The organism is Phenylobacterium sp. (assembly GCF_035475775.1).
Taxonomy (GTDB): Bacteria; Pseudomonadota; Alphaproteobacteria; order Caulobacterales; family Caulobacteraceae; genus Phenylobacterium.
In genome coordinates this window covers 1-23,988 of record NZ_DATIMC010000032.1, presented here as the reverse complement: position 1 = coordinate 23,988, position 23,988 = coordinate 1, and the positions used below count along the sequence as shown (strand labels likewise).

Annotated in this window: 23 protein-coding genes; 2 read left to right on the top strand and 21 right to left on the bottom strand. The window is 71.2% G+C overall.

What is annotated here, in order from left to right; genetic code table 11:
• Both VLI41_RS04085 and VLI41_RS04080 read right to left on the bottom strand, forming a co-directional pair.
• Positions 1-691: dienelactone hydrolase family protein (locus VLI41_RS04085; protein WP_325266777.1), on the bottom strand; the 691-nt coding region annotated here is incomplete at its 3' end.
• A gap of 33 nt (positions 692-724) precedes the next feature.
• Positions 725-1,216 carry a DUF2939 domain-containing protein gene (locus VLI41_RS04080; protein WP_325266776.1) on the bottom strand — a complete coding sequence of 164 codons (492 nt, stop codon included), beginning with the start codon at positions 1,214-1,216 and terminating at the stop codon, positions 725-727.
• Positions 1,217-1,273: 57 nt separating this feature from the next.
• On the opposite strand from VLI41_RS04080, the gene VLI41_RS04075 reads away from it, so the two are divergent.
• A complete protein-coding gene (locus VLI41_RS04075; RefSeq protein ID WP_325266775.1) occupies positions 1,274-1,792 on the top strand; it encodes a GNAT family N-acetyltransferase in 519 nt (172 codons plus the stop codon).
• A 9-nt stretch (positions 1,793-1,801) separates the two neighbouring features.
• Here VLI41_RS04075 and infB read toward each other — a convergent pair whose 3' ends face one another.
• The 5 genes from infB to VLI41_RS04050 form a co-directional block, all read right to left on the bottom strand.
• Positions 1,802-4,738, bottom strand: a complete 2,937-nt coding sequence (gene infB, locus VLI41_RS04070) for a translation initiation factor IF-2 (protein WP_325266774.1) — start codon at positions 4,736-4,738, stop codon at positions 1,802-1,804.
• A gap of 90 nt (positions 4,739-4,828) precedes the next feature.
• Positions 4,829-5,458 (bottom strand): RNA-binding protein, encoded by a 630-nt coding sequence (locus VLI41_RS04065; RefSeq protein ID WP_325266781.1) that lies wholly within the window; start codon positions 5,456-5,458, stop codon positions 4,829-4,831.
• 168 nt (positions 5,459-5,626) lie between these two features.
• Positions 5,627-7,315, bottom strand: a complete 1,689-nt coding sequence (nusA, locus tag VLI41_RS04060; protein ID WP_325266773.1) for a transcription termination factor NusA — start codon at positions 7,313-7,315, stop codon at positions 5,627-5,629.
• Positions 7,316-7,327: 12 nt separating this feature from the next.
• The gene (rimP, locus tag VLI41_RS04055) at positions 7,328-7,870 is read right to left on the bottom strand and encodes a ribosome maturation factor RimP (RefSeq protein ID WP_325266772.1); all 543 of its coding nucleotides are present in this window, start codon (positions 7,868-7,870) and stop codon (positions 7,328-7,330) included.
• A 134-nt stretch (positions 7,871-8,004) separates the two neighbouring features.
• On the bottom strand, positions 8,005-8,571 hold the full coding sequence (locus tag VLI41_RS04050) for a hypothetical protein (RefSeq protein ID WP_325266771.1): 567 nt from the start codon (positions 8,569-8,571) through the stop codon (positions 8,005-8,007).
• Positions 8,572-8,669: 98 nt separating this feature from the next.
• Between VLI41_RS04050 and ppa the strand changes: the two genes are divergently transcribed.
• Entirely contained in the window at positions 8,670-9,200 is a 531-nt protein-coding gene (gene ppa / locus VLI41_RS04045; RefSeq protein WP_325266770.1) for an inorganic diphosphatase, read from the top strand.
• Here the strand turns inward: ppa and trmB are convergent.
• From trmB to glnD, 14 genes are all read right to left on the bottom strand, one after another.
• Positions 9,197-9,871 carry a tRNA (guanosine(46)-N7)-methyltransferase TrmB gene (trmB, locus tag VLI41_RS04040; protein WP_325266769.1) on the bottom strand — a complete coding sequence of 225 codons (675 nt, stop codon included), beginning with the start codon at positions 9,869-9,871 and terminating at the stop codon, positions 9,197-9,199. The genes ppa and trmB overlap by 4 nt on opposite strands.
• 102 nt (positions 9,872-9,973) lie before the next feature.
• Positions 9,974-11,194: a methionine adenosyltransferase gene (metK, locus tag VLI41_RS04035; protein ID WP_325266768.1), complete on the bottom strand. Its 1,221-nt coding sequence runs from the start codon at positions 11,192-11,194 to the stop codon at positions 9,974-9,976.
• 69 nt (positions 11,195-11,263) lie between these two features.
• A complete protein-coding gene (gene lnt / locus VLI41_RS04030; protein ID WP_325266767.1) occupies positions 11,264-12,859 on the bottom strand; it encodes an apolipoprotein N-acyltransferase in 1,596 nt (531 codons plus the stop codon).
• 7 nt (positions 12,860-12,866) lie between these two features.
• A complete protein-coding gene (locus VLI41_RS04025) occupies positions 12,867-13,751 on the bottom strand; it encodes a hemolysin family protein (protein WP_414692522.1) in 885 nt (294 codons plus the stop codon).
• The gene (gene ybeY, locus VLI41_RS04020; RefSeq protein WP_325266766.1) at positions 13,738-14,208 is read right to left on the bottom strand and encodes an rRNA maturation RNase YbeY; all 471 of its coding nucleotides are present in this window, start codon (positions 14,206-14,208) and stop codon (positions 13,738-13,740) included. The genes VLI41_RS04025 and ybeY overlap by 14 nt, the downstream gene beginning before the upstream one ends.
• Positions 14,205-15,155 carry a PhoH family protein gene (locus VLI41_RS04015; RefSeq protein WP_325266765.1) on the bottom strand — a complete coding sequence of 317 codons (951 nt, stop codon included), beginning with the start codon at positions 15,153-15,155 and terminating at the stop codon, positions 14,205-14,207. The genes ybeY and VLI41_RS04015 overlap by 4 nt, the downstream gene beginning before the upstream one ends.
• A gap of 10 nt (positions 15,156-15,165) precedes the next feature.
• A complete protein-coding gene (gene miaB / locus VLI41_RS04010; RefSeq protein ID WP_325266764.1) occupies positions 15,166-16,512 on the bottom strand; it encodes a tRNA (N6-isopentenyl adenosine(37)-C2)-methylthiotransferase MiaB in 1,347 nt (448 codons plus the stop codon).
• Between the two features lie 112 nt (positions 16,513-16,624).
• Complete coding sequence (locus tag VLI41_RS04005; protein WP_325266763.1) at positions 16,625-17,056, bottom strand: Fur family transcriptional regulator; 432 nt, start codon at positions 17,054-17,056, stop codon at positions 16,625-16,627.
• 16 nt (positions 17,057-17,072) lie between these two features.
• Positions 17,073-17,540, bottom strand: coding sequence for a GNAT family N-acetyltransferase (locus VLI41_RS04000; protein WP_325266762.1), 468 nt, complete (start codon positions 17,538-17,540; stop codon positions 17,073-17,075).
• On the bottom strand, positions 17,537-18,175 hold the full coding sequence (tsaB, locus tag VLI41_RS03995; protein WP_325266779.1) for a tRNA (adenosine(37)-N6)-threonylcarbamoyltransferase complex dimerization subunit type 1 TsaB: 639 nt from the start codon (positions 18,173-18,175) through the stop codon (positions 17,537-17,539). Before tsaB ends, VLI41_RS04000 begins: the two co-directional genes overlap by 4 nt.
• 12 nt (positions 18,176-18,187) lie before the next feature.
• Entirely contained in the window at positions 18,188-18,757 is a 570-nt protein-coding gene (locus tag VLI41_RS03990; RefSeq protein WP_325266778.1) for a NifU family protein, read from the bottom strand.
• Positions 18,758-18,837: 80 nt separating this feature from the next.
• Positions 18,838-19,872: a tryptophan--tRNA ligase gene (gene trpS / locus VLI41_RS03985; protein ID WP_325266761.1), complete on the bottom strand. Its 1,035-nt coding sequence runs from the start codon at positions 19,870-19,872 to the stop codon at positions 18,838-18,840.
• A gap of 223 nt (positions 19,873-20,095) precedes the next feature.
• Positions 20,096-21,760 carry a murein biosynthesis integral membrane protein MurJ gene (gene murJ / locus VLI41_RS03980; protein ID WP_325266760.1) on the bottom strand — a complete coding sequence of 555 codons (1,665 nt, stop codon included), beginning with the start codon at positions 21,758-21,760 and terminating at the stop codon, positions 20,096-20,098.
• Between the two features lie 10 nt (positions 21,761-21,770).
• On the bottom strand, positions 21,771-23,988 hold a 2,218-nt coding region (glnD, locus tag VLI41_RS03975; RefSeq protein ID WP_325266759.1), incomplete at its 5' end, for a [protein-PII] uridylyltransferase.

The window sequence follows — 23,988 nt, the reverse complement described above, 5'->3', positions numbered from 1 at the left end:
GGATGAACGCCGGCTGGGCGTCCTCGTCCTCCAGTTCGACCGCCTCGAACCGGTCGCCGAACTCGCGGCGGTAGGTTTCGAACCGCGCGTCGGGCACCAACGCATCGCTCTTGAAGCGCAGGCCGATCACCGACAGGTCCTCGGCCTCCATGCGCCCCTTTACGCAGGCGATCTCCGACGGCGACAGGCCGATCTCCGCGGACGGCTTCGGCTGCTTGCGCGGCATGGGCAGCGAAGGCTGCGACAGCACCGGCGCCACCACCGAGGGGTCGGTCATCATCGCCAGGGCGAAGCCGCCGGTGAAGCACATGCCGACCGCGCCCACGCCCTTGCCGCCGCATTCGGCGTGCGCCTTGCGCGCCAGCGCGCGAAGCCAGTCCACGATCGGCGAGGATCTGCCGCCCGCCCAGGCGTTGAACTCGCGGCGCACGCACATGCCGGAGAGCATGGTGAGCACGCCCCCCGGATGGGTCGCCGGCCGGCCCGGCACGCCGAACAGCAGCGGGCAGAACACCGTCATCCCGGCCTCCGCCACCCGGTCGGCGAAGCGGATGACCAGCGGATGCAGCCCGGGCATCTCGTGGACGACGATCACCGCCGGGCCGGACCCGCGCCGGTAGACGTCCCGCGTCCAGCGGCCGTCGTCGAACTGGAATTTCTCGTAGCCCGCCAGCGCGGCATGGTAGCTCATCGGCGCCTCCCGTCCGGGCGGCAGCTTAGAGCGTCACAGCTTCAGGCGCAGGTCGGAAATCTGGCCTTCGAAGCCGGTGAGCTTCCACACGCCCTGCTCCTTGGTGAACACCACCACGCAGGGCCCGGCCTTCTTCTTCACTGCGCAGACCCGCCCGTCCGGCAGCGGCTTCAGCGAGCCGGCGATGGCGATCGGGCCGGGGATCCGGGTCTGGTCGGAATAGCCGTATTGCCGGGCCACCAGCGTGAACACGCCCGGCTGGACCAGCGTATCGCCGGCGAACTGCGCGAGCCCAGGGGCCAGCAGGCTCGCGATGTCGCCGTAGCGCTTGGCGGCCCGCTGCTCGATCTTGGCCTCGATCGCCTGCTTCAGCGCCGGCCGGTCGACGTGGGCCTCGAACGCCTGCTGGTCGTTGTCGCGGATGGCGAGCAACAGCGCGTGGACGTCGCCCGCCGCATCCAGCCGCTGCATGGACGCGCAGGCGGAAAGGCACGCGGCTAGCCCGAGCATGAGGAGTCGGCGCATCATCAGGCTTTCGGATAGCAACGAAACGGGGCCGGATCACGGCCTCGCGGAGCGATCATGGCGGACCCGATCCTGGAAACCGAGCGGATGGTCTTCACGACATGGACCGCGGAGGACCTGCCGCTGATGATCGAACTCCACTCCGATCCGGAGGTGCAGCGGTTCCTCGGCGGGTGCTGGTCGTCCGACGTGTTCGCGGCGACGCTCGATCGTCAGCTCAGGTCGCAGGCGCGGTTCGGCTTCTGCAAGTGGCGCGTCCACCTGAAGGACGGGACCTTCGTCGCGCGCGCGGGGGTCGAGCCGTGGCTGCGCGAGGGAGAAGGCTGCGGGGCGGAAGCCGAGATCGGCTATGCGTTCAAGCGAGCCTATTGGGGCCAGGGGCAGGCGACGGAGGCCGCGGCCGGCATCGCAGCGTGGGTCTTTGCGAACACCGGCTACGATCACCTGATCGGCTTCACTGAGCCGGAGAACGCCGCCTCGCAGCAGGTGCTCACGAAGATCGGCATGCGGCCGCTCGGCCTGCAGGACCTGGGGTTCGACAAGCCCAGCGCCGTGTTCCGCGTCGAGCGGCCCTGACGCCGCCGATCAGAGGGTCCGCTTCACTTCCTCGAGCGTGAAGCACTCGATGACGTCGCCTTCCTTGATGTCCTGGAAGCCCTGGAAGGCCATGCCGCACTCCTGGCCGGACTGGACCTCGTTGACCTCGTCCTTGAAGCGCTTGAGGGTCTGCAGCACGCCGAGCTCGAGCACCACCACGTCCTGGCGGACGATGCGGACGCGCGCGCCCTTGCGGACCACGCCTTCGGTCACGCGGCAGCCGGCCACCTTGCCGATCTTGGTGATGTCGAAGACCTGCAGCACCTCGGCGTTGCCGAGGAAGGTCTCGCGCTGGATCGGCGCCAGCATACCCGAGAGCACGCCCTTGATGTCGTCGATCAGGTCGTAGATCACCGCATAGTAGCGGATCTCCACGCCCTCGCGCTCGGCCAGCTCGCGGGCCTGTTTCGAGGCGCGCACGTTGAAGCCGAGGATCGGCGCGTTGGCGCCCTTGGCCAGCAGCACGTCGCTCTCGTTGATCGCGCCGGCGCCCGACAGGATGATCCGGGCGCGGACCTCGTCGGTGGCGAGCTTGTCGAGCGAGCCCACGATGGCTTCCGACGAGCCCTGCACGTCGGCCTTGATGAGCACCGGCAGCTCGGAAACCTTCTTGTCGGCGAGCTTGGCCATCATGTCCGCAAGCGAGGCGCCGAGCGCCGGCGCGCCCGACTTCTCGCGCTTCATGCGCTGCCGGTATTCGGTGATCTCGCGGGCGCGGGCCTCGTTCTCGACCACGGCGAAGGGTTCGCCGGGATCTGGCGTGCCGTCGAGGCCGAGGACCTCCACAGGCGTCGAGGGCCCGGCCTCGGAGAGCTGCTCGTTGCGCTCGTTGAGCAGGGCGCGGACGCGGCCGAAGTTGGCGCCCGCCACGACGATGTCGCCGCGCTTCAAGGTTCCGCGCTTGACCAGCACGGTCGAGACGGCGCCCCGGCCGCGATCGAGCTGCGATTCGATGACCACGCCGTCGGCGCTGCGGTTCGGATTGGCCCTCAGCTCCAGCACCTCGGCCTGCAGAACAATGGCCTCGACGACGTCCTCCAGGCCGAGCTTCTCGGTCGCCGAGACTTCGATCGCCTGGGTGTCGCCGCCCAGGCTCTCGACCACGATCTCATGCTGCAGCAGCTCGTTGATCACCCGCGTCGGGTCGGCGTCCGGCTTGTCGATCTTGTTGATCGCCACGATGATCGGGGCGCCGGCGGCGCGCGCGTGCTGGATGGCCTCCACCGTCTGCGGCATCACCCCGTCGTCGGCCGCCACCACCAGCACGACGATGTCGGTGGCGTTGGCGCCGCGCATGCGCATGGCCGAGAAGGCGGCATGGCCGGGCGTGTCGAGGAAGGTGACGCGCTGGCCGTTTTCCAGGCGGACCTGATAGGCGCCGATATGCTGGGTGATGCCGCCGTGCTCGCCCGAGACCACGTCGGTGGAGCGCAGGGCGTCGAGCAGCGAGGTCTTGCCGTGGTCGACGTGGCCCATGACGGTCACGACCGGCGCCCGGGGCTCCATGGACTCGTCCACATCCTCGGCTCCGATGAAGCCCTCTTCCACGTCGGCTTCCGAGACGCGACGCACGGTGTGGCCGAACTCGGTCGCCACCAGCTCGGCGGTGTCGTTGTCGATGACGTCGTTGATCTTCAGCATCACGCCCTGACGCATCAGGAACTTGATGACCTCGGCTCCGCGGGTCGCCATGCGGTTGGCCAGCTCGCCCACGGTGATCACGTCGGGGATGACCACCTCGCGGGCGGCGCGCACCTGCTCCTGGCCGCCGCCCTTGCGCTTCTCGCGCTCGCGCTCGCGGGCGCGGCGCACCGAGGCGAGGCTGCGCATCCGTTCGACGCTCTCTTCGTCGCCGCCGGCCACCGCCTGGATGGTCAGCCGACCCTCGCGCCGTTGCGGCGCGCCGCGGACGCGGGAAATGGCCTTGGAGGGCGCAGCCTTGCCGCGACGCTCGTCCTCGCCCTCGTCCGGGCGGCGGTCGAGATTGGCCGAGCCGGGCCGCGGCGCCTGACGGGTGGCGCGCTGGATCTCGGGCGCAGCGGGGGGCGCGGCCGGCCCGAGCCGCGGCGATCGCGGCCCGCCCGGGCGGGCGCCGTCGCGTGGACCGGCGGGGCGCGGCGCCAGCGCCGAATAGCGCACGGTGCCTTCAGGACGCGGACCGCCACGCTCGTCGCCGCGCGGGGCGCGGTCGTCGCGGGCCGGCCGGCCGGCGGCCTCGTCACGGCGGGGTGCGCGCTGGTTGAAGCTCGCGCCCTCGAAGCGAGCGGAGGTCCGGTCCGGGCGATAGGTGGTGGTCGAGGCCCGGTCGTCACGCCGCTCGGCGGACGGCTGATAGGTGCGGGTCTGGCCGGCCATCGGAGGGCGCGCGGCCTCGGCGGCCGGACGCGCGGCGACGGGCGGCGCTGGCGCCGGCGCCGGAGCGGGCGGCGGCGCGGCGGCTGCGGGGGTGGGCGGCGGAGCCGCCGGCTCCGCCGGAGCTTCGGCGGCGGGGGCCGGCGCGGCGGCCTGGGCGGCGCGGGCGCGCGCCTCCGCCTCGGCGTGCGCGCGTTCTTCGCGGGCGCGGCGCTCGGCGTCCTGACGTTCCTGCTGCTGGCGCGCGAAGGTCTCGGCGGCGCGCTGCCGGGCGGCGCGCTCTTCGGCCGAGAGGCCGTCGGAGGCCCCCTGCTGACCGCGCGGGCCGCTCGGCGGGACCGGTCGGGTTTCGGTGCGCTGGCGCTCGGCCGCGGAGGGGGCGGCGAGGTTGCCTGCCGGCTGCACGTGGGTCCGCGGGCGCTTGGTCTCCACGACCACCGTCTTCGAACGGCCGTGGCTGAAGCTCTGCCTCACCGTCCCGGCGCTGACCGAGCCGGCCCCGCGGGGCTTCAGGGTCAGGGGCGGGCGTCCGCCCGGGGCGGGACCGCGGCCATTGTTGTTGTCGTCGCTCATGCGCTCGCTTTACTCGCCGACCGGTCATCCCGGCCAAACAGATCGAAATTCCAATGCCGGCGCCCGGGACCGAAATCCCGGTTCGCCCCATCAAGGCTCCTCGCGCCAACTCTCAGGAAGGAGCGGGCAAAAGCCCGACAACCGGAAGACGTCCTGCGCCCAACGATCGGCGGCTCGCCCCGCAAGGAAGGCGGTGTGTATCACATTCTCCAGCCCCAAGGCCAAACCCAATTCGGCCGCGTCGAACACGCCGATCAGGCCCGGGACCCGGGGCTGTTTCCGGGCGATCGCCGCCAGCTTGCGACGGCCGTCCGCGGCGCCGTCGGACGCCTCGACCAGCCATGCGACCTTTCCGGAAGAGAGGGCCTGGGCGACCTTCTCGAAGCCTGAGGTGGTGTCGCCCGCCTTGCGCGCAAGCCCCAGGCCCGCCAAAAGCCGGCGTTTCAGCAGGCTTTCGACCAGATCGGGCAGATCCGCCGCAGGCCGCAGCGGCGCCTTGGCGGCGCGGGCGAAGAGATTCTTCGCCACGGCCGTGGCGAGCGCTCCGCGGTCGGCGGCGACCCAGAGGCCGCGCCCCGGCAGCTTGCGGGCCAGGTCGGGCGCGACGTCTCCATCCGGGCCGGCGACGAAGCGGATGAGCGTCGCCTCGTCGCGCACCTGGCCCGAGACGATGTCGCGCCGTTGGCGGTCGGCGGATGCGTGGGTGCTGGGATCGTCCATCAAGGCCGAATTTTCCCTGTCATCCCGGTTGTCGCGCAGCGAAAGAACGGGACCCTTGTGCGCGCGAAGACGAAAGTGAAGCTCGGCAATTGGAGGTGGCCCGGCCAGCGTCGATGCTAGTGGGTCCCGGTCTTCAGCCCGGCGGCTGAAACCGGGATGACACCAGCTTCAGGCGTCGCGCGCCTCGCCGGCCATTTCGGCTTCCGCATAGGCTTCGCCGTCCTCGATCGGCTCCTCGCTTTCGGGCTCGGGCTCCGGCTCGATCCAGCCCATGGCCACACGGGCGCGCATGATCAGCAGCTCCGCGTCCTGCGGATCGAGGCTGAAGGCCTCCAGGATGCCGGGCTCGCGCACCCGCTCGCCGTTTTTGGCCTCGTACCAGCCGCGCAGGTCGTCGGGCACCAGGCCGGCCAGGTCCTCGACGGTCTTGACGCCGCCCTCGCCCAGGGCCACCGCCATCGGCAGGGTCATGCCCTCGATCTCGAGGATGCCGTCCTCGACGCCCAGCTCGCGACGCTTGGCGTCGTATTCGGCGGCCTCCTTCTCCAGGTAGTCGCGGGCGCGGGCCTGGATCTCCTCGGCGGTGTCCTCGTCGAATCCCTCGATGGCGGCGATCTCGTGCGGCTCCACGTAGGCGACGTCCTCGACGGTCGCGAACCCTTCGGTGACCAGCAGCTGGGCGATCACCTCGTCGACGTCCAGCGCCTCCTGGAACAGGGCGGTGCGCTCGGCGAATTCGCGTTGCCGGCGCTCGCTTTCCTGGCTCTCGGTGATGATGTCGATCTGCCATCCGGTGAGCTGCGAGGCGAGACGCACGTTCTGGCCGCGGCGGCCGATGGCCAGCGACAGCTGCTCGTCGGGCACCACCACCTCGACGCGGTTGTCCTCCTCGTCGATGACCACCTTGGAGACTTCCGCGGGGGCCAGGGCGTTGACGATGAAGGTCGGATCGTCCGGGCTCCACTGGATGATGTCGATCTTCTCGCCCTGCAGCTCGGCCACCACCGCCTGAACGCGCGAGCCGCGCATGCCGACGCAGGCGCCCACCGGGTCGATGGAGCTTTCGTTGGAGACCACCGCCATCTTCGCGCGGCTGCCCGGATCGCGGGCCACGGCGCGGATCTCGATGACCGCGTCGTAGACCTCCGGCACCTCCTGGGCGAACAGCTTGGCCATGAAGCCGCCGTGCGCGCGCGACAGCAGGATCTGCGGGCCCTTGGTCTCGCGCCGGACGTCGTAGATGTAGCAGCGGATCCGGTCGCCGATGTTGAAGTTCTCGCGCGGGATCGACTGGTCGCGCCGCATGATGCCTTCGCCGCGGCCGAGGTCGACGATCACGTTGCCGTACTCCACCCGCTTGACCACGCCGTTGACGATCTCGCCCACGCGGTCCTTGAACTCCTCGTACTGCCGCTCCCGCTCGGCGTCGCGGACCTTCCCCATGACCACCTGGCGGGCCATCTGGGTCTGCACCCGGCCGAACTCGAAGGGCGGCAGGACCTCCTCATAGGTCTTGCCGATCTCGGCGGTCTTGTCGGTGCGCTTGGCGTCCGCCAGACGGATGATCCCCGCCGGCTCCTCGAACGGCAGCTCGTTGCCCTCCTCGTCGAGGCCGCCGCCGAACACCGCGTCGTCGGGCACCACCGTGACCACCCGCTTGATGGTGGTCTCGCCGGTTTTCGGATCGATGTGCACGCGGATGTCGTGCTCGGCGCCGTAGCGGGCGCGGGCGCCCTTCTGGATCGCCTCCTCGATCGCCTCGATGACGATCTCCTTCTCGATCGCCTTCTCGCGGGCGACGGCTTCGGCGATCTGCAGAAGCTCAAGCCGGTTGGCGGAAATGCCGGTCAGGCTCATGGGGTCTGTTCCTTACTCGGATGCGGTGTCTTGGTCTTGATGAAGGCGTCGCGCACGGGTTTCGGCCCCGCGCTTCATCAGCTCGTCGCTGAGGACCAGCTTGGCCTCGGCGATCCAGGCGAAGGGGATCAGCGTGGTCTCCGTCTCGCCCTCCAGGTCGATGGCGACGGCCTCGCCCTCGACGCCGGCGAGCGCGCCCTTGAAGCGCTTGCGGCCCTCGGCCAGCCGGTCGAGCTCCAGGCGGGCCTCGAAGCCTTCGTAGGCCTCGAAGTCCTTGAGCCGGGTGAGCGGGCGATCGACCCCGGGGGAGGAAACCTCCAGCGTGTACTCGCCGCTGATCGGGTCCGCCGCGTCCAGCACGTCGGAGAGGGCGCGCGACAGCCTGGCGCAATCGGAGATGTCCATCTCGCCGTCGGGACGCTCGGCCATCACCTGCAGCCGTCGGGTCTCCGAGCCGCCCATCAGCCGCAGGCGGACGATCGCGTAGCCCGCCGCCTCGGCCACGGGGTCGAGCAGTTCCAGCAGTCTTGCGTCCTCGGCGGTCTTCCCGCGCAAAGCCGGCCTCCGGCAAAGAAAAAAGCGGTCGGGCCGGAGCCCGCCGCTTGAAAGCGCCATCCAGCGCTATCAGCGATGTTGGAGAGGAATATAGAGCGGCGAGAGGCGGTTGTCAGCCCCGAATGCATGCGGCGCTAATTCGCGGGCGCCGGCGCGACCTTGAAGGAGTTGAGGAACGCCTCGCCCGCCGACGCCGGCGGCGTCTCATGCCGGGGATCCAGTTTCGCGAGCTGGCTTTCGCCCGGGCGGATGAAGATGACGCTGTAGACGCGCCCGTTGAGCTGCACGCTGCGGCTCGCAAACAGCGCGCCCGCTTCGGTCACGTGACGAGACTCGGGCGGCGAGGTCATAGCCTGGCCCACGGAGTCGCACGGACTGAGGCTCCCGGGCGGCACGGGCAGAGGCGGGCCGCCGCACCTGGCCGCCGCCGCGGCGGGCGCCTCGCGTGGCGTCATCACCGTGGCCAGGAACGTCGCGCCGCCGCTCCGCAGCATCCACATGTCGGTGGATCCGATGGCCTTGAGGAAGCCCATTCCGGCGGTCGCCGGCGGCCCGGGCGGGGGTTCGGAGGTCATGTGCAGCTTGGCCGGCGCGCCCGGGAAGATCACCGAGACCCCATCGCCGAGCACGACCTTGACCTGGGCCCAGGCCAGCGTCGGCAGGAGGGCGCCCAGCACGCCGGCGATCGCAACCCACCGCATGGGGCGCCCCTTCAGTGTGCCCGGAACTCTCCGATCACGCTCCCCGCGCGTCAAGCTCAGCTTTACTTGGCGCGGCTCCGATCCCACATGCGCGGCCCATGGACCTCTCCAAGATCCCCGTCGGCGCCGATCCTCCCTGGGACCTCAACGCCGTGATCGAGATCCCGCAGGGCGGCGAGCCGGTGAAGTACGAGCTCGACAAGGAAAGCGGAGCGATCTTCGTCGACCGCTTCCTGCACACGGCGATGTTCTATCCGGGCAACTACGGCTTCATCCCGCACACCCTCGCCGACGACGGCGATCCGATGGACATCCTGGTGGTCGGCCCGACGCCGGTCGTGCCGGGCGCGATCATCCGCGCGCGTCCGATCGGGGCGCTGCTGATGCGCGACGAGGCGGGCGGCGACGAGAAGGTCCTGGCCGTGCCCGTCGACAAGCTGCACCCCTTCTACGAGGGCGTGGACAGCTGGCGGGCGCTGCCCCGCATCGTCACCGAGCAGATCGCCCACTTCTTCCAGCACTACAAGGACCTGGAGAAGGGCAAGAGCGTCGATATCCTGCGCTGGGCCGACCCCGAGGAGGCGGCCGACCTGATCCGCGCCGCGATCGAGCGGGCGGCGCAGAGCTAGGCGCGGATGAAGTCCAGGAACACCGGGGCGCAGTCGCCCAGGCGCTTCTGCTCGTAACGGGTGGTGACGTGATCGGCCGGCGGCCGGCGCCAGTCGTCCGCGCGCGCGGCCGTCCAAAGCAGGGCGGCGCAGGCGAGGAATCGCTCCAGCGCCCGATCGACGTAGTCCGCCCAGTCGCTGGCGAACCGCAGCCGCCCGCCCGGCGCGAGCACGCGCACCAGCTCGGCCACCGTGTCGGCCTGGATCAGCCGGCGCTTGTGGTGCCGGGTCTTGGGCCAGGGGTCGGGAAACAGGATGAACACCCGCGCCAGGCTCGCGTCCGGCAACCGGCCCAGCAGCTCGCGGGCGTCGCCGTCGTGCAGGCGCACGTTCCCGAGCGCCTGCTCGTGCACGTGCCGGAGCGCGCTCGCCACCCCGTTCCGGAACGGCTCGGCGCCGATCAGCAGCACGTCCGGATGATGCGCGGCCTGGGCCGCCAGGTGCTCGCCGCCGCCGAAGCCGATCTCCAGCCAGGCCTCGCGGGCGGCCGCCATCAGCTCGGCCGGAACGAACGGCTCGCTGGGAACGCGGATCTTCGGCAGCAGGGTGTCGAGCAGCGCCGCCTGCCTTCGCTTGATCGGCCGCGCCTTGATGCGGCCGTAGGTGCGGAGCGGCGGGCGGGCGTCTGCCATCGCGAGTCCAATAGCCGTTATCCCGGCCGCAGCGAAGCGGAGAGCCGGGACCCAGCGGGTCTGCAATGCGGTCGCCTTGGGTCCGGGATGAAGCTCGCGCGCCTACGCCAGCCCGCGTAGCTGGTCGACCAGGTCGGTGCGCTCCCAGGAGAAGCCGCCCTCGTTGTCGGGCTGGCGGCCGAAGTGGCCGTAGGCCGCGGTGCGGGCGTAGATCGGCCGGTTCAGCCCCAGGTGCTCGCGGATGGCCCGCGGCGTCGCCCCGCCGATCATCTCCGGAAGCGCGAGCTCCAGCTTGGCGGGGTCGACCTCGCCGGCCCCGTGCAGGTCGACATAGAAGCTGAGCGGCTGGGCCACGCCGATCGCATAGGAGATCTGGATGGTGCACTTCCGCGCGAGCCCCGCGGCGATCACGTTCTTGGCCAGGTAGCGGCAGGCGTAGGCCGCCGAACGGTCGACCTTGGTCGGGTCCTTGCCGGAGAAGGCGCCGCCGCCGTGCGGGGCCGCGCCGCCATAGGTGTCGACGATGATCTTGCGCCCGGTGAGGCCGGCGTCCCCAACGGGGCCGCCGATCTCGAAGCGGCCGGTGGGATTGACCAGCCACTCGGTGTTCTTGGTGATCAGGCCGTCGGGGAAGACGCCTTCGACGAAGGGCCGGATCTCGGCCTGCAGGCGCCTGGGCGTGGTGGGCCTCAGGCCGAGGCGCTTCTTGTGCTGGGTGGAGACCACGATCTTCAGCACCTCCACCGGACGCCCGTCCTCGTAGCGCAAGGTGACCTGGCTCTTCGCATCGGGCTCGAGCACCCGGCACTCGCCGGAGTGCCGCGCCTCCGACAGCCGCTTCAGGATGTCGTGGGCGTACTGCAGGGTGGCCGGCATGAGCTCCGGCGTCTCGTCGACGGCGTAGCCGAACATGATGCCCTGGTCGCCCGCGCCCTCCTCCTTCGTCTCGGAGGCGTCGACGCCCTGGGCGATATGGGCGGATTGGGCGTGCAGGTAGCAGGCGTACTTGGCCTTCGCCCAGTGGAAGCCCTTCTGCTCGTAGCCGATGTCCTTGATCGCCTGGCGGACCTTGGGCTCGAGGCCGCGGAGGATGTCCTTGGTCAGCGCCTTGTTCTCGCCCTTCGAGGCGCCCGGACGCGCTGCGCGCACCTCTCCGGCCAGCACGATGCGGTTGGTGGTCACCAGGGTCTCGCAGGCGACGCGCGCCTCCGGCTCGGCGGACAGGAAGGCGTCGACCACGGTGTCGGAGATCCGGTCGGCGACCTTGTCGGGGTGACCTTCGGAGACGCTTTCGGAGGTGAAGATGTAGCTGGAACGGCTCAAGTCAGGCTCCGGGAGGCTGGGCCGCATGCGGCGGACGCCGGCGGCCGGTCGGGAGCTATAAAGACATCCTTATGTGCCGCCAAGACGGCGGCGCCGCGAATTGGCGGCTCGCATCGCCGCTGCGGTCAGGCCGGACAGCGCGATCAGCGCCCAGAAGACCATGTCGCCCAGCCGCTCGTAGAGCGTGGGGCTGAGCGCCGGCGGGAGACGCGCATCGATCACGCCGAAGTCGCCCAGGCCCAGGCGCTTGCCAGGCTCGGTGCGGCCGAAGGCGTCGATCACCGCCGAGACTCCGGTGGGCGTGGCCCGCACCATGGGCAGGCCTTCCTCGATCGCCCGGTAGCTCGCCAGGTTCAGGTGCTGCAGCGGCCCGGAGGTCTGGCCAAACCAGGCGTCGTTGGAGATGTTCAGGATCCAGGCGGGCCGCAGGTGGGCGCGCGCCGCCCCCTCGCGGGTGAAGCCCGGAAACAGCGCCTCGTAGCAGATCAGCGGCTGGAACGGTGGAACGCCCGTGGGCGCGACCGGCCTGGGCGGCGGTCCGCCGGAGAAGTCGTCGGGCATGTGCACCAGGCTGCGGAAGCCGACCTTGGTCGCGAGCGCGCCCAGCGGCATGTACTCGCCGAACGGCACCAGGCGGTACTTGTCGTAGACCGCGGTCACCTTCAGGCCCTGCGGCTCGCGGCGGAACGCGATCAGGCTGTTGAAATAGGCGACGCCGCCATCCGGCTTCGGCTGGGCGCGGTTGGCGCCCATGATCAGGGTCTGGCCCGGATCGACGAGATCCCGCAGCCGTGGCGCGTAGGGGCTGCCGGGCGCCAGCAGCTCGTCGATGATCGCGGGCAGCGCGCCCTCGGGCCAGATCACCACGTCGGGGTGCGCAGCGCCGGGCCGGCGTGAGAGATCGGCGTAGGTCGCGAATATCGTGGGCAGGTTCTCGGGGCGCCACTTGTTCTTCTGGTCGATGTCGGCCTGCACCACCCGGATCAGCGGCGCGGCCTCGGAAACCGGCGGGACCCGCGCCAGGCGTGCGGCCCCGAAGCCGTAGAGCGCGGCCAGCAAGGCCAGCATCGTCACGCCGCGTAAGGTTCGTTCGCGGCGCCCGGCGGGATCGAACAGCAGGGCGGGCGCTGCGGCCAGGACAAGGGTGATCCAGGTGAGCCCGTAGGCGCCCACAAGCGAGGCGGTCTGCGACGGCGCGGAGCCGGCGCGCCAGGTCTCGCCCGGCAGGTCCCAGGGAAAGCCGGTGAGCACATGGCCCCGGAGCCATTCGAACAGGGCGAACGCGCCGGCGAAGACGATCAGGCGCGCCGGGCCTCTCGGCGTTGCGACCCGGTAGAGCAGGCCCGCCAGGCCCCAGAAGAGGGCGAACCCGCCGGCCGTCAGGGGCAGGGCGATCGGCGCCATCCAGGCCTGGTCCTTGGCGTCGACGAAGAACGGCTCGACGATCCACCAGCAGCCCAGGCCGAAGTAGCCCACCCCCGCCAGCCAGGCGCGGAAGAAGGCCGAGCGCAGCGGCCGCGGGCCGGCCTGGTCCAGCAGCCGCAGCAGCAGGGCGTAGCCCAGCAGGCCCGGCAGCACGCCGAACGGCGGATGGGCGAGCGCGGCGGCCAGGCCGGCGGCGAGCGCCGAGAGCCGCGCGATCCAGAGTGAGGCGCCTCTCGCCATGCGCGGTTCAGACCGTCGTCGACGGCGGCTTGGCGCGGCGGATGCGGACCCGCTTCACGCGCCTGGGATCGGCCGCCAGCACCTCGATCAGGAAGCCGCCGGGATGGGCGATCGTCTCGCGGCGTTGCGGCACGCGCCCGGCCAGCGTGTTCACCAGCCCCGCCACCGTGTCGATCTCCTCGTCGACGTCGGCGGGGGCGAGGTCGACGCCGCCCAGCGCGGCCTCCAGCTCCTCCAGCGGCGCGCGGCCGTCGACCACCCAGACCCCTTCCGCTTCGGCGACCGGCGCGGCGACCTCGTCCTCGGCCAGGTCGTGCTCGTCGGAGATGTCGCCGACCAGCATCTCCAGTAGGTCCTCCAGGGTGACCAGGCCGTCGGTGCCGCCGAACTCGTCGATGACCAGCGCCATGTGGATGTGCTTGGCGCGCATCCGCGCCAGCAGGTCGGCGGCCGGCATGGAGCCCGGCACGTAAAGCGCCTCGCGCACCAGCCCGCGCCGGCCCTGCAGCACCCGGTCGTCCGGTCGCGGCCGGCGGGTCTTCTGGGCCAGGAGCTTGAAGACGTCCTTGACGTGAACCACGCCCACGGGCTCGTCGAGCGTCTCCTGATAGACCGGCATGCGGGAGTGCTCGGCCTCGACGAAGCGCGCCACCAGCTCTGAGAAGCTGCAGGCCCTCTCGATCGCCACGATGTCGGCGCGCGGCTTCATGACGTCCTCGACCCGCACGTCCTCGAAGGCGCGGGCCTGGATCACCAGCTCGTCGGCGACCGCCGCGGCTTCTTCGGCCATCGCCGAAACCGGCTCGGGCTCGCTGCGCCGGCGGCTGAAGAAGCCGAACCAGCTTCGTCGTCGGGGCGGATCGGATCGGCTGGCGGGATCAGGGTCCGTCATGGTCATCCTCGCCGGCCGCATAGGGATCTGGCACGCCGAGCCCGGCCAGCACCTCGCGTTCCAGGGCCTCCATCTCCTCGGCTTCAGGGTCGCTCAGGTGATCGTATCCTAGAAGGTGCAGCACCCCGTGCGCCACCAGATGCTGCAGGTGGTGCGCCAGCGGCTTGCCCTGCTCGGCCGCTTCGCGCGCGCAGACGCCGTAGGCCAGCGCCACGTCGCCGAGCAGGCCCTGGGGGTTCGCCGCCGCGGGAAAGGAGAGCACGTTGGTGGCCGCATCGCGCTTGCGGAACCGTGCGTTGAGGTCGCGCACCACGGCGTCGTCGGTGAGCAGGACGGTGACGATCGCATCGCTCCTGAGCTCGTGCGCCAGGACCGCCGCGGCCGCGGCTCTCGCCAGCAGCTCCGCGTCGGGCTGGGCGTCGGTCCAGGCCGCGTCCTCGATCTCGACGTCGATCAAAAGCTGCGCCCGCGCTTGGCGGCGTCGGCGTCGTAGGCGCGCACGATGCGTTCCACCAGCGGGTGGCGGACCACGTCCTCGGCCGAGAACCGCACGATGCCGATGCCCTTGACATCATCCAGCAGGCCGACGGCATGGGCCAGGCCGCTGTCGTTCGGATTGACCAGGTCGATCTGGGTGGGATCGCCGGTGACCACCATGCGCGCGCCCTCGCCCAGCCGGGTCAGCACCATCTTCATCTGCAGCCGGGTGGCGTTCTGCGCCTCGTCGACGATGATGAAGGCGTGGCTGAGCGTGCGGCCGCGCAGGAAGGCGATGGGCGCGACCTCGATCTCGCCCTTCTCGCGGCGGCGGCGGAGCTGCTCGGCGCCCAGGATGTCGGTGAGCGCCTCCCAGACCGGCGCCATGTACGGATCGACCTTCTCGGTCAGGTCGCCGGGCAGGAAGCCCAGCCTTTCGCCGGCCTCGACAGCCGGACGCGAGACGATCAGCCGGTCCACCTCGCCGCGCAGCAGAAGACCCGCGCCGTGCGCGACGGCCAGGAACGTCTTGCCGGTGCCGGCCGGCCCCAGCCCGAACACCAACTCGCACTTGGAAAGCGCCTGCAGGTAGTTGGCCTGGGCGGCGGTCTTCGGCGCGACCTGTCCGCGGCGGCCGACCGGAAGCCCGCCGGGGGCGGAGGCGCCGGACCTGGCCGCGCCGATCGCCACGCGCACATCGGCCTCGGCGATCTCGAGACCCTGGTCGGCGCGCTCGGCGATGGCGTGGACCGCCTTCTTGGCCTGCCCGCGGGACTTGCTGTCGCCCGATAGCGAGACTCCCCCGCCCGGCGTCTCCAGGAGCACGCCGAAGGCGTCCTCGATGAGGGCCGCGTGGCGGGAATTGGCGCCGGCGACGGCCCGCACGGCGGCGTCGGAGAGGGGGATGAACTCGGGCGCGCGGCTCAATTCATGTCCTTCAGGCGCTCTCCGGCCCGGCTTCGAGCACGCCGGCCAGGCTATGCCCGGCGGCGCCTTCGATGCGCACCGGAACGATCTCTCCGATCAGGCGCTCCGGCGCCGCGGCGTGCACCGCCTGCAGGTAGGGGCTGCGGCCGACCAGCTGGCCTGGGCGCCGGCCGGGCTTCTCGAACAGCACCGGCAGGGTGCGGCCGGTCTGCGCGGCGTTGAACGCGCGCTGCTGCTCGTCCAGCAATGCCTGCAGCCGATGCAGCCTGGCCTCCTTCACATCTTCCGCAACCTGGCCCGGCAGGGCGGCGGCGGGCGTGCCTGGCCGGCGCGAATACTTGAACGAGAAGGCCTGCGCATAGCCCACCTCCCGCACCATATCGAGCGTCGCCTCGAAGTCCGCCTCCCGCTCGCCCGGGAAGCCCACGATGAAGTCGCCGCTGATCGCGATGTCCGGCCGCGCCGCGCGGATCTTCCCGATGAGCGCCAGGTAGCTCTCGGCGGTGTGGGCCCGGTTCATGGCCTTCAGGACGCGGTCTGAGCCGGCCTGCACCGGCAGGTGCAGGTAGGGCATGAGCTGCGGGACCTCGGCATGGGCGACGATCAGCGCCTCGTCCATGTCGCGCGGGTGGCTCGTCGTGTAGCGGATGCGCTCCAGGCCCTCGATCCGCGCCAGGCGGCGGATCAGCGCCGCAAGTCCGCCCTCGCCGGCGTAGGCGTTGACGTTCTGGCCCAGCAGGGTGACCTCGCGCACGCCCTGGTCGGCCAGCGCGCAGGCCTCGGCCTCGATCGCCTCGGCGGGCCGCGACCACTCGGCGCCGCGGGTATAGGGCACCACGCAGAAGGTGCAGAACTTGTCGCAGCCCTCCTGCACCGTCAGGAACGCCGTGACGCCGCTCGGCCGCCGCTCCGAACTCAGCGCATCGAACTTGGCTTGCGGCGCGAAGTCGGCCGCCAGCCGCTCGCCGCGCGCCCGGTGCGATCGCGCGATCAGCTCGGGCAGGCGGTGATAGGCCTGCGGGCCGACCACCAGGTCGACGGCTGGCTGCCGGCGCATGATCTCCTCGCCCTCGGCCTGGGCGACGCAGCCCGCCACGGCGATGGTCATCGCGCCCCCGTCAGCCCCGCGCGCCGCTTTCAGCCGCTTCAGCTGGCCCAGCTCCGAATAGACCTTCTCGGTCGCCTTCTCGCGGATGTGGCAGGTGTTGAGCACCACCAGGTCCGCGTCGTCCGGACGCTCGGTGAGCGCGTAGCCCAGCGGCGCCAGCACATCGGCCATGCGCTCGCTGTCGTAGACGTTCATCTGACAGCCGTAGGTCTTGATGTAGAGGCGCTTCGCGGGCGCGGCGGCGGACATGGCGCGGTTATGGGGTTGGGGGTCCGGCCACGCAATCCCTCCTCTTCAGGGGAGGATGTCCGCGAAGCGGACGGGGCGGGGGAGTCAGGATCAAGCTCGAGAGGAGGGCGGGCTATTCCTCGATCGGCACGCCATAGAGCTCGAGGCGATGGTCGATCAGCCGATAACCGAGCTTGCGGGCGATCGCCTCCTGCAGCGCCTCGATCTCGTCGTCGACGAATTCGACGACCTTGCCGCTCTTCATGTCGATCAGGTGATCGTGGTGGACCTCCGGCTGCTCCTCGTAGCGCGAGCGGCCGTCGCGGAAGTCGAGCCGGGCGATGATCCCGGCCTCCTCGAACAGCCGCACCGTGCGATAGACGGTGGCGATCGAGATGTGCGGGTCGACCTGGTGGGCGCGCCGGTGCAGCTCCTCCACGTCGGGGTGGTCGTGGGCCTCGGAGAGCACGCGGGCGATCACCCGGCGCTGCTCGGTCATGCGCATGCCCTGTTCGACGCAGAGCTTCTCGATCCGGTCGGGCACGTGGGCTCCGTGGGTGTCCATCCGCCGCAAGATAGGCTCAAGCCGGGGCCCCGTTAAGATCGAGCCGCATCACGTGGGCGTCGACGAAGATCCCGCCGCCCCGGTCGTAATAGCGGCGCCTGAGCCCCGCCTGGCGGAATCCGAGGCCGGCGTAGAGGGCGACGGCGGCCGGATTGTCCACCGCCACCTCGAGGAAGCAGGACTTCGCCCCGGCCCGGCGGGCGGCCGCCAACGCGGTTTCCATCAGCCCCCTGGCCACGCCGCGCCGGCGCGCCTGCGGCGCGACGCCGAGCGTCAGCACCTCCATCTCCTCGGCCGCGACCCGGCACAGGATGACGCCGACCGGCGCCTCGGCCTTGGCGACGAAGCCGTAGATGCCGGCCCCGTCCAGCAGGTCCTCGAAATCCTCCTCGCGCCACGGCTCCTCGAACGCGCCGCCGTGCGCCTCGGCCATGGCGGCCGCCTCGGCCGGCGTGGCCCAGGCGATGACCAGCTCGGGGCTCACGGGCCGGCCGCCAACGACGGGCGCGCGTCGGGCGCACGGAGATAGAGCGGGATCAGCGCGCCGGGGTTGCGGCGGGCGGCCAGGCGGGCCACCGCGCGCGCATCGGCGCCCTCAGCCGCGATCACCGTGGCGCCGGGCGCAGCCTGCGCCAGCAGCCCGGCGCCCGAGCCCACCAGCGTCAGCGGGCGGTCCTGGCCGATCTCGGCCAGCCGGGCGACGGCGGCGGCAAGCGGCAGGATGTCGGGCGCGGTCAGCGCCTCGCCGGCCTCGAAGGCCTGGCAGTAGACCTGCTCTCGGCGGGCGTCGATCACGGCGAACGCCAGGCCCTCGACGTCGGCGGCGAGCGCCTCCAGCGTTCCGACGCCGGCCGCCGGGATGGTCAGCGCCGAGGCGAGGCCCTTGGCGAAGGCGACGCCCACCCGCAGTCCGGTGAACGAGCCCGGGCCCACCGTCACGCCGATCCGCTGCAGGCTCGCGAAGGGGAGCGCCGCCGCGCGCATCACCGCCTGCGCCATGGGCGCGAGCCGCTCCTGGTGGCCGCGCGCCATCACTTCCGAGACGTGCGCGAGCACGCGCTCGCCGTCGAGGACGGCGACCGAGCAGGTAGAGAGGCAGGTGTCCAGGCCGAGGACGATCACACGGCAGATTTACAAGGTCTGCTCGACCCGCGTCACTTCCGGCACGTAGTGCTTGAGCATGTTCTCCACCCCGGCGCGTAGCGTCGCGGTCGAGGAGGGGCAGCCGGAGCAGGCGCCGCGCATGTTGAGCCAGACGACCCCGGTCTCGGCGTCGAAGCGGCTGAACAGGATGTCGCCGCCGTCCTGGGCCACCGCCGGGCGGATGCGGGTGTCCAGCAGGTCCTTGATCTCGGCCACGATCTGGGCGGTCTCGCCCTCGTAGGCGCCCTCGTCGTGGCCCACCGCCTCGTCCTCGCCGGCGAACAGCGGCTGGCCGGAGGTGAAGTGATCCATGATCGCCGCCAGGATCGGCGCCTTCAGGTGGCCCCACTCGCGATTGGGCGTCTTGCCGACGGTCAGGAAGTCCGGGCCGAAGAACACCCGCGTGACGCCGGGGATGGCGAAGAGCTCGGCGGCCAGCGGCGAGGCCGACGCATCGTCGGCGTCGCGGAAGTCGCGGCTGCCCTCGCCCATCACCTCGCGGCCGGGCAGGAACTTCAGCACCTCGGGATTCGGCGTGGCTTCGGTCTGGATGAACATGCGGAAGATGTGGCCTCGAATATCCCTCATATCAACCGTCATCCCGGATCGGCCTTCCCGGCCTTCCGGGATGACGGAGATTACGAGTTCCAGAAGCCGACGATCCTGCGCACCTCCGCCATCGTCGGCTGGGCGAGCGCCCGGGCGCGCTGGGCGCCGTCGGCCAGGATGCGGTCGATCTCGGCGGGATCGGCGAGCAGGCGGCGCATCTCGGCCCCGATCGGGCCCAGCACCTCGACGGCGAGGTCGGCGAGCTTCGGCTTGAAGGCGCCGAACCCCTGGCCCGCGAACTCGTCCAGCACCGCCTGCGCGGCCTTGCCGGCCAGCGCCGCATAGATGCCGACCAGGTTCTGCGCCTCGGGCCGGCCCTCCAGCGCCTCCAGGCGCTCCGGCAGCGGTTCGGGGTCGGTGCGCGCCTTCCTGACCTTCTGCGAGATCGCCTCGGCGTCGTCGGTCAGGTTGATCCGCGAGTAGTCCGACGGGTCCGACTTGGACATCTTCGCCCGGCCGTCGCGCAGCGACATGATCCTGGCCCCGGGGCCCTGGGTCAGCGCCTCGGGCAGGGGGAAGAAGCCGGGCGCCTCGAAGTCGTGGTTGAACTTCGCCGCGATGTCGCGGGTCAGCTCCAGATGCTGGCGCTGGTCCTCGCCCACCGGCACGTGGGTCGCCTTGTAGAGCAGGATGTCGGCCGCCTGCAGCACCGGATAGGCGTAGAGCCCGACGCTCGCCCGCTCCTTGTGCTTGCCGGCCTTGTCCTTGAACTGGGTCATGCGGTCCAGCCAGCCGATGCGGGCCACGCAGTCGAACACCCAGGCGAGCTCGGTATGCTCGGGGACCGCCGATTGGGCGAAGATGGTGGCGAGCTTCGGATCCAGGCCGGTCGCCAGGTAGGCGGCAGTGATCTCGCGCACCTGCCCCTTCAGCCTGGCCGGATCCTGCCACTCGGTGATCGCGTGCTGGTCGGCCACGAAGATGAAGGTCGGGACCTCGTGCTGCAGGCGGGCGAACTTCACCAGCGCGCCGAGATAGTTGCCGAGGTGCAGGTCTCCGGTGGGCTGCACGCCGGAGAGCACGCGCTGGGGACCCTTGAAGGGCGCCGGGGCTTGGTCGGTCATGGGGTCAGGCTTTTCGGACGAACGGACGGGCGGGCGCAAGGCCCGGGCGCAGGGTCAGCGGCTCAGGCCCGCCATCGCCAGGTGTTCGTCGAAGCCATAGGCGGGAGATAGCCTAGTTTCTTTCCCTCGTCATCCCGGCCGAAACGTAGCGGAGAGCCGGGACCCAGTTGCGCGCGACCCTGGTCCCGGCTCGGCCTTCGGCCGTCCGGGCTGACGGAGCGGTTCAGAGTTCGGGCGTCGCCGGACGCGTGCGGTCCCCGCGGGCGCGCCGGAACGCGGCCTTCACCTCCGCGAGCGTCAGCCCGCCGAAGGCGAACAGCAGCAACGGATAGCTGGTCCCGGCGACCGCGCAGACCAGCACGATGGCGAGCTCCTTGGGATGGCGGAACGAGACCGGCTCCAGCAGGTGCTGGATCAGCGGCCGTTCGTGCGAGGCGAGGCCCAGGAGGACGCCCATCGCCAGGCTCGCGGCGACGATGCGGATGACTTTCGAGATCGCGCGGCGGCTCGGGGTGTAGTGCCCCGAGCGGTGCAGCCGCACAGCCATCATGATGACGTTCAGCCACCAGGCGCTCGCGGTCGCCGCCGCGATGCCCGGGACGCCCACGAAGTGGAACAGCGTCAGGCCGAGCGCGAGGTTCACGCCCACCGCGATGAGCCCGAAGCGCATGGGCGTCTTGGTGTCCTGCCGGGCGAAGAAGGCCCGGCTGAAGATCTGCGCCAGCACGAAGGCCGGTACGCCCCAGCCGTAGTTGAGCAGCGCCGCGGCGGTCTGGTGCGCGTCGGCGGTGGTGAACTCGCCGCGCGTATAGAGCGCATCGATCAGGAAGAAGGGGATCGAGGTCAGCGCCGCGGCGGCCGGCAGGCAAAGCGCGAGCGCGAAGACGATGGCCTGGTCCATGGCCGCCCGGGTGGCCTGCTTGTCGTCGGCGCCGGCGGCCCGCGAGAGCTGCGGCAGCAGCGCGACCCCGATCGCCACCCCCACCAGCCCCTGCGGCAGCTGGTAGAGACGGTCGCAGACCGTCAGCCAGGTTCGGGCGCCGTTCACGTGACTGACCAGGATGCCCGAGACGAAGATGTTGATCTGCGTGGCGCTGGCGGCGATGGCGCCGGGCACCGCCAGGAGGATCAGCTTCTTGATCTCCGGCGTGAGCCTCGGCCAGCGGAAGCCCACGTGAGCGCCCGAGCGGTTGCAGCCCCACCACAGCACGCCCGCCTGGCTGACGCCGGCCAGGACCACGCCGATCGAGGCCCATTGCGCGGCCTGCAAGGGGCTGTGGGTCGGCAGTACGGTGACCAGCGTCCACAGGTTCAGGAGAATGGGCGCGGCGGCCGAGAGGATGAAGCGGTTCCGCGCGTTCAACACCCCGGACAGATGGGCGTAGATCGCCATGCACGGCAGGTAGGGCATGGTGATCTGGGTCAGCACCACGGCCAGGTGGAACTTGCCCGGGACCGCCGCGAAGCCCGGCGCGATGAGATACATCAGCCAAGGCATGGTGAGTTCGGCCGCGACCGTGATCGCGAGGGTGGCGGCGGCCAGCACGGCCATCGCATCGGCCGCCAGCACGTCGGCCACCGCTTCGCCGTCCTTCTCCAGGCTACGCGAGTAGGACGGCACGAAGGCGGCGGCGAAGGCGCCTTCGGCGAAGATCCGGCGGAACAGGTTCGGGAACGCCATGGCGGTGTTGAAGGCGTCGGCCGCGATGGTCGCGCTGGCGCCCATGTACGCGGTCAGCACCAGATCGCGCGCGAAGCCGACCAGCCGGCTGATCAGGGTGAAGCCCGAGTAGATCGCCGAAGACCGGATCAACCCCCCGGTTTTGGCGCGGTTGCGCTTGGGCGCGGCCATGGCGGGCTGGGTCACGGGAATCGGCGTCTCGGTCACGCGCGGCAGGCTAGCGCGCCACGCTCGCCCGCGCGCGCTGCAAATTGGCGCGCCGGCCGTTCGCGTCCGGCTCGGCCATGGCGGCGATCAGCGCGTTCTTGAGCGGGCTGCGCTTGCGGGCGTCGGTGATCTTCCCCCCGCCGGGGCCCACGACATAGAAGGCGTCCACCGCCCGCTCGCCATAGCCGTCGATGTGGGCCGAGACGATCGACAGCCCGGCGTCCGAGATCACCCCGGCCAGCGCCGCCAGCAGACCCCGTCGGTCCCGGCCCGAGGCCTCCACCACAGTGGCGGTTTCCGACGCATCGTTGTCGAAGCTGACGGTGGGCGTGATGTCGAACGCGGCGCTGCGGCCGAGGTCGGCCGAGCGCCGCGGCTCGCGCGGGACCGGCTCGCCGCGTGCGGCGCCCTCCAGCGCGCGCACCAGCCGGGCGATCGCGCGGGGATCGTCGGCCCCATAGGGCTCGCCGGTCACGTCCTGCACATAGAAGACGTCCAGCGCCTCGCCGGCGCGCGAGGTGAACACCCGTGCGCCGACCACGTTCGCGCCCGCGCCGGTGATCGCCGCGGCGAGATCCACGAACAGTCTCGGCCGGTCGGCGGCGGCGACCACCACCTCGGCGGCGTTGCGGTCCGGCCGGACGTGGCCCTCGGCGGCGGCGCCCGCGGACTGCAGCGCGCGGCGCGCGAGCGCGGCATGGTCCAGCACCTCGGCCTCGGTGAAGGCGGTGAAATAGGCGTCTTCCATGCCGTCGGCCCAGGCCTCGATCGCCGGTTCCGCCCTAGCGAGCCGCACACGGGCGTCGTAGGCGGCGTTCTCGTAATAGCGCCGCAGCGCCGCGGCGGCGGCCTCCGAGCCGCGCCCGCCGCGGAACACCGCCTCGGTGGCCCGGTAGAGCTCGCGCATCAGCTGGCCCTTCCAACCGTTCCAGACCCCGGGACCGACGGCCCGGATGTCGGCCACGGTCAGCACCAGCAGCAGCCGCAGCCGCTCGGGCGTCTCCACGACGCGGGCGAACTCGGCGACCGTGCGCGGATCCGAGACGTCGCGCTTCTGGGCGACGTCGCTCATCACCAGATGGTGCTCCACCAGCCAGGCGACGAGCTCGATCTTCGAGCGTTCCAGGCCCAGCCGCTCGCAGGCCTGCCGCGCCGCCCGTGCGCCGGCCTTCTCCTGGCCGCCGGCCCCGCCCTTGCCGGTGTCGTGCAGCAGCATGGCCAGGAAGAGGGCCTCGCGGTCGGCGATCAGCGGCATCACCGCCGTCGACAGGGGATGGTCCTCCACGAACCGCCCGGCCGCTACCTCCGCGATGATGCCCACGGCGCGCAGCGTGTGCTCGTCCACCGTGTAGGAATGATACATGTTGAACTGCATCTGGGCGACGATGCGTCCGAACTCCGGGATGAAGCGCCCGAGCACGCCGGCGTCGGTCATCAGCGTCAGCGTCCGCTGCGGGTCGCGTCCTCGCGCAAGCGTGTCGAGGAAGACCTTCGCCGCCTCCCTGTCCCGGCGCACCGCCGAGGTGATCGCCGGCGCCGCGCGCGTCGCGGCGGTGAAGGCGTCGGGGTGCAGGTCCAGGTTGCGCTCGTCGGCGATCTTGAACAGCCGCAGCAGGTTGACCGGGTCCGACTCGAACACCTCGATCCCGTCCACGTCCAGGCGTCCGCCGATTTCATGGAAGCCCGGCACGTCGAGCGGCTTGCGCTTGATCTTTCGGCCGGGCAGCAGACGCGACAGCCCTCTGGGCTCGGTCTTGACCCGCTCCGCCTCGAGCTTGGCCGCGAACACCCGGGTGAGCGCCCCCACCTCCTTGGCGAACAGGAAGTAGCGCCGCATGAACCGCTCCACGGCGGGCGCGTCGCCGCGGTCGCCGTAGCCCATGCGCCGGGCGATCTCCGGCTGCAGGTCGAAGGTCAGCCGCTCCTCCGGCCGGCCGGTGGCGAAGTGCAGGTGACTGCGCACCGCCCACAGGAAATCGAAGGCGCGGATGAAGGTCCTGACCTCCCGGCCGGTGAACATCTCGAGCTGCATCACCTTCTCGATCGGCTCGCCGGGATGCAGGTACTGGGCGATCCAGAACAGGGTGTTGAGGTCGCGCAGGCCCCCCTTGCCCTCCTTGACGTTCGGCTCGACCAGATAGCGCGAGGCGCCGGCCCGCGCATGCCGCTCGTCCCGCTCGCGCAGCTTGGCGGCGACGAACTCGGCGCCCGTGCCCTTCACCACCTCG

Coding starts and splice junctions, on each gene's coding strand:
- ppa (WP_325266770.1), top strand. CDS start 8,670: ATGGACCTCTCCAAGATCCCCGTCGGCGCCGATCCTCCCTGGGACCTC.
- miaB (WP_325266764.1), bottom strand. CDS start 16,512: ATGTCCGCCGCCGCGCCCGCGAAGCGCCTCTACATCAAGACCTACGGC.
- trpS (WP_325266761.1), bottom strand. CDS start 19,872: ATGACCGACCAAGCCCCGGCGCCCTTCAAGGGTCCCCAGCGCGTGCTC.
- VLI41_RS04080 (WP_325266776.1), bottom strand. CDS start 1,216: ATGCGCCGACTCCTCATGCTCGGGCTAGCCGCGTGCCTTTCCGCCTGC.
- VLI41_RS04065 (WP_325266781.1), bottom strand. CDS start 5,458: ATGGACGATCCCAGCACCCACGCATCCGCCGACCGCCAACGGCGCGAC.
- VLI41_RS04075 (WP_325266775.1), top strand. CDS start 1,274: ATGGCGGACCCGATCCTGGAAACCGAGCGGATGGTCTTCACGACATGG.
- trmB (WP_325266769.1), bottom strand. CDS start 9,871: ATGGCAGACGCCCGCCCGCCGCTCCGCACCTACGGCCGCATCAAGGCG.
- infB (WP_325266774.1), bottom strand. CDS start 4,738: ATGAGCGACGACAACAACAATGGCCGCGGTCCCGCCCCGGGCGGACGC.
- VLI41_RS04005 (WP_325266763.1), bottom strand. CDS start 17,056: ATGGACACCCACGGAGCCCACGTGCCCGACCGGATCGAGAAGCTCTGC.
- lnt (WP_325266767.1), bottom strand. CDS start 12,859: ATGGCGAGAGGCGCCTCACTCTGGATCGCGCGGCTCTCGGCGCTCGCC.
- VLI41_RS04050 (WP_325266771.1), bottom strand. CDS start 8,571: ATGCGGTGGGTTGCGATCGCCGGCGTGCTGGGCGCCCTCCTGCCGACG.
- VLI41_RS04025 (WP_414692522.1), bottom strand. CDS start 13,751: ATGACGGACCCTGATCCCGCCAGCCGATCCGATCCGCCCCGACGACGA.
- VLI41_RS03990 (WP_325266778.1), bottom strand. CDS start 18,757: ATGTTCATCCAGACCGAAGCCACGCCGAATCCCGAGGTGCTGAAGTTC.
- nusA (WP_325266773.1), bottom strand. CDS start 7,315: ATGAGCCTGACCGGCATTTCCGCCAACCGGCTTGAGCTTCTGCAGATC.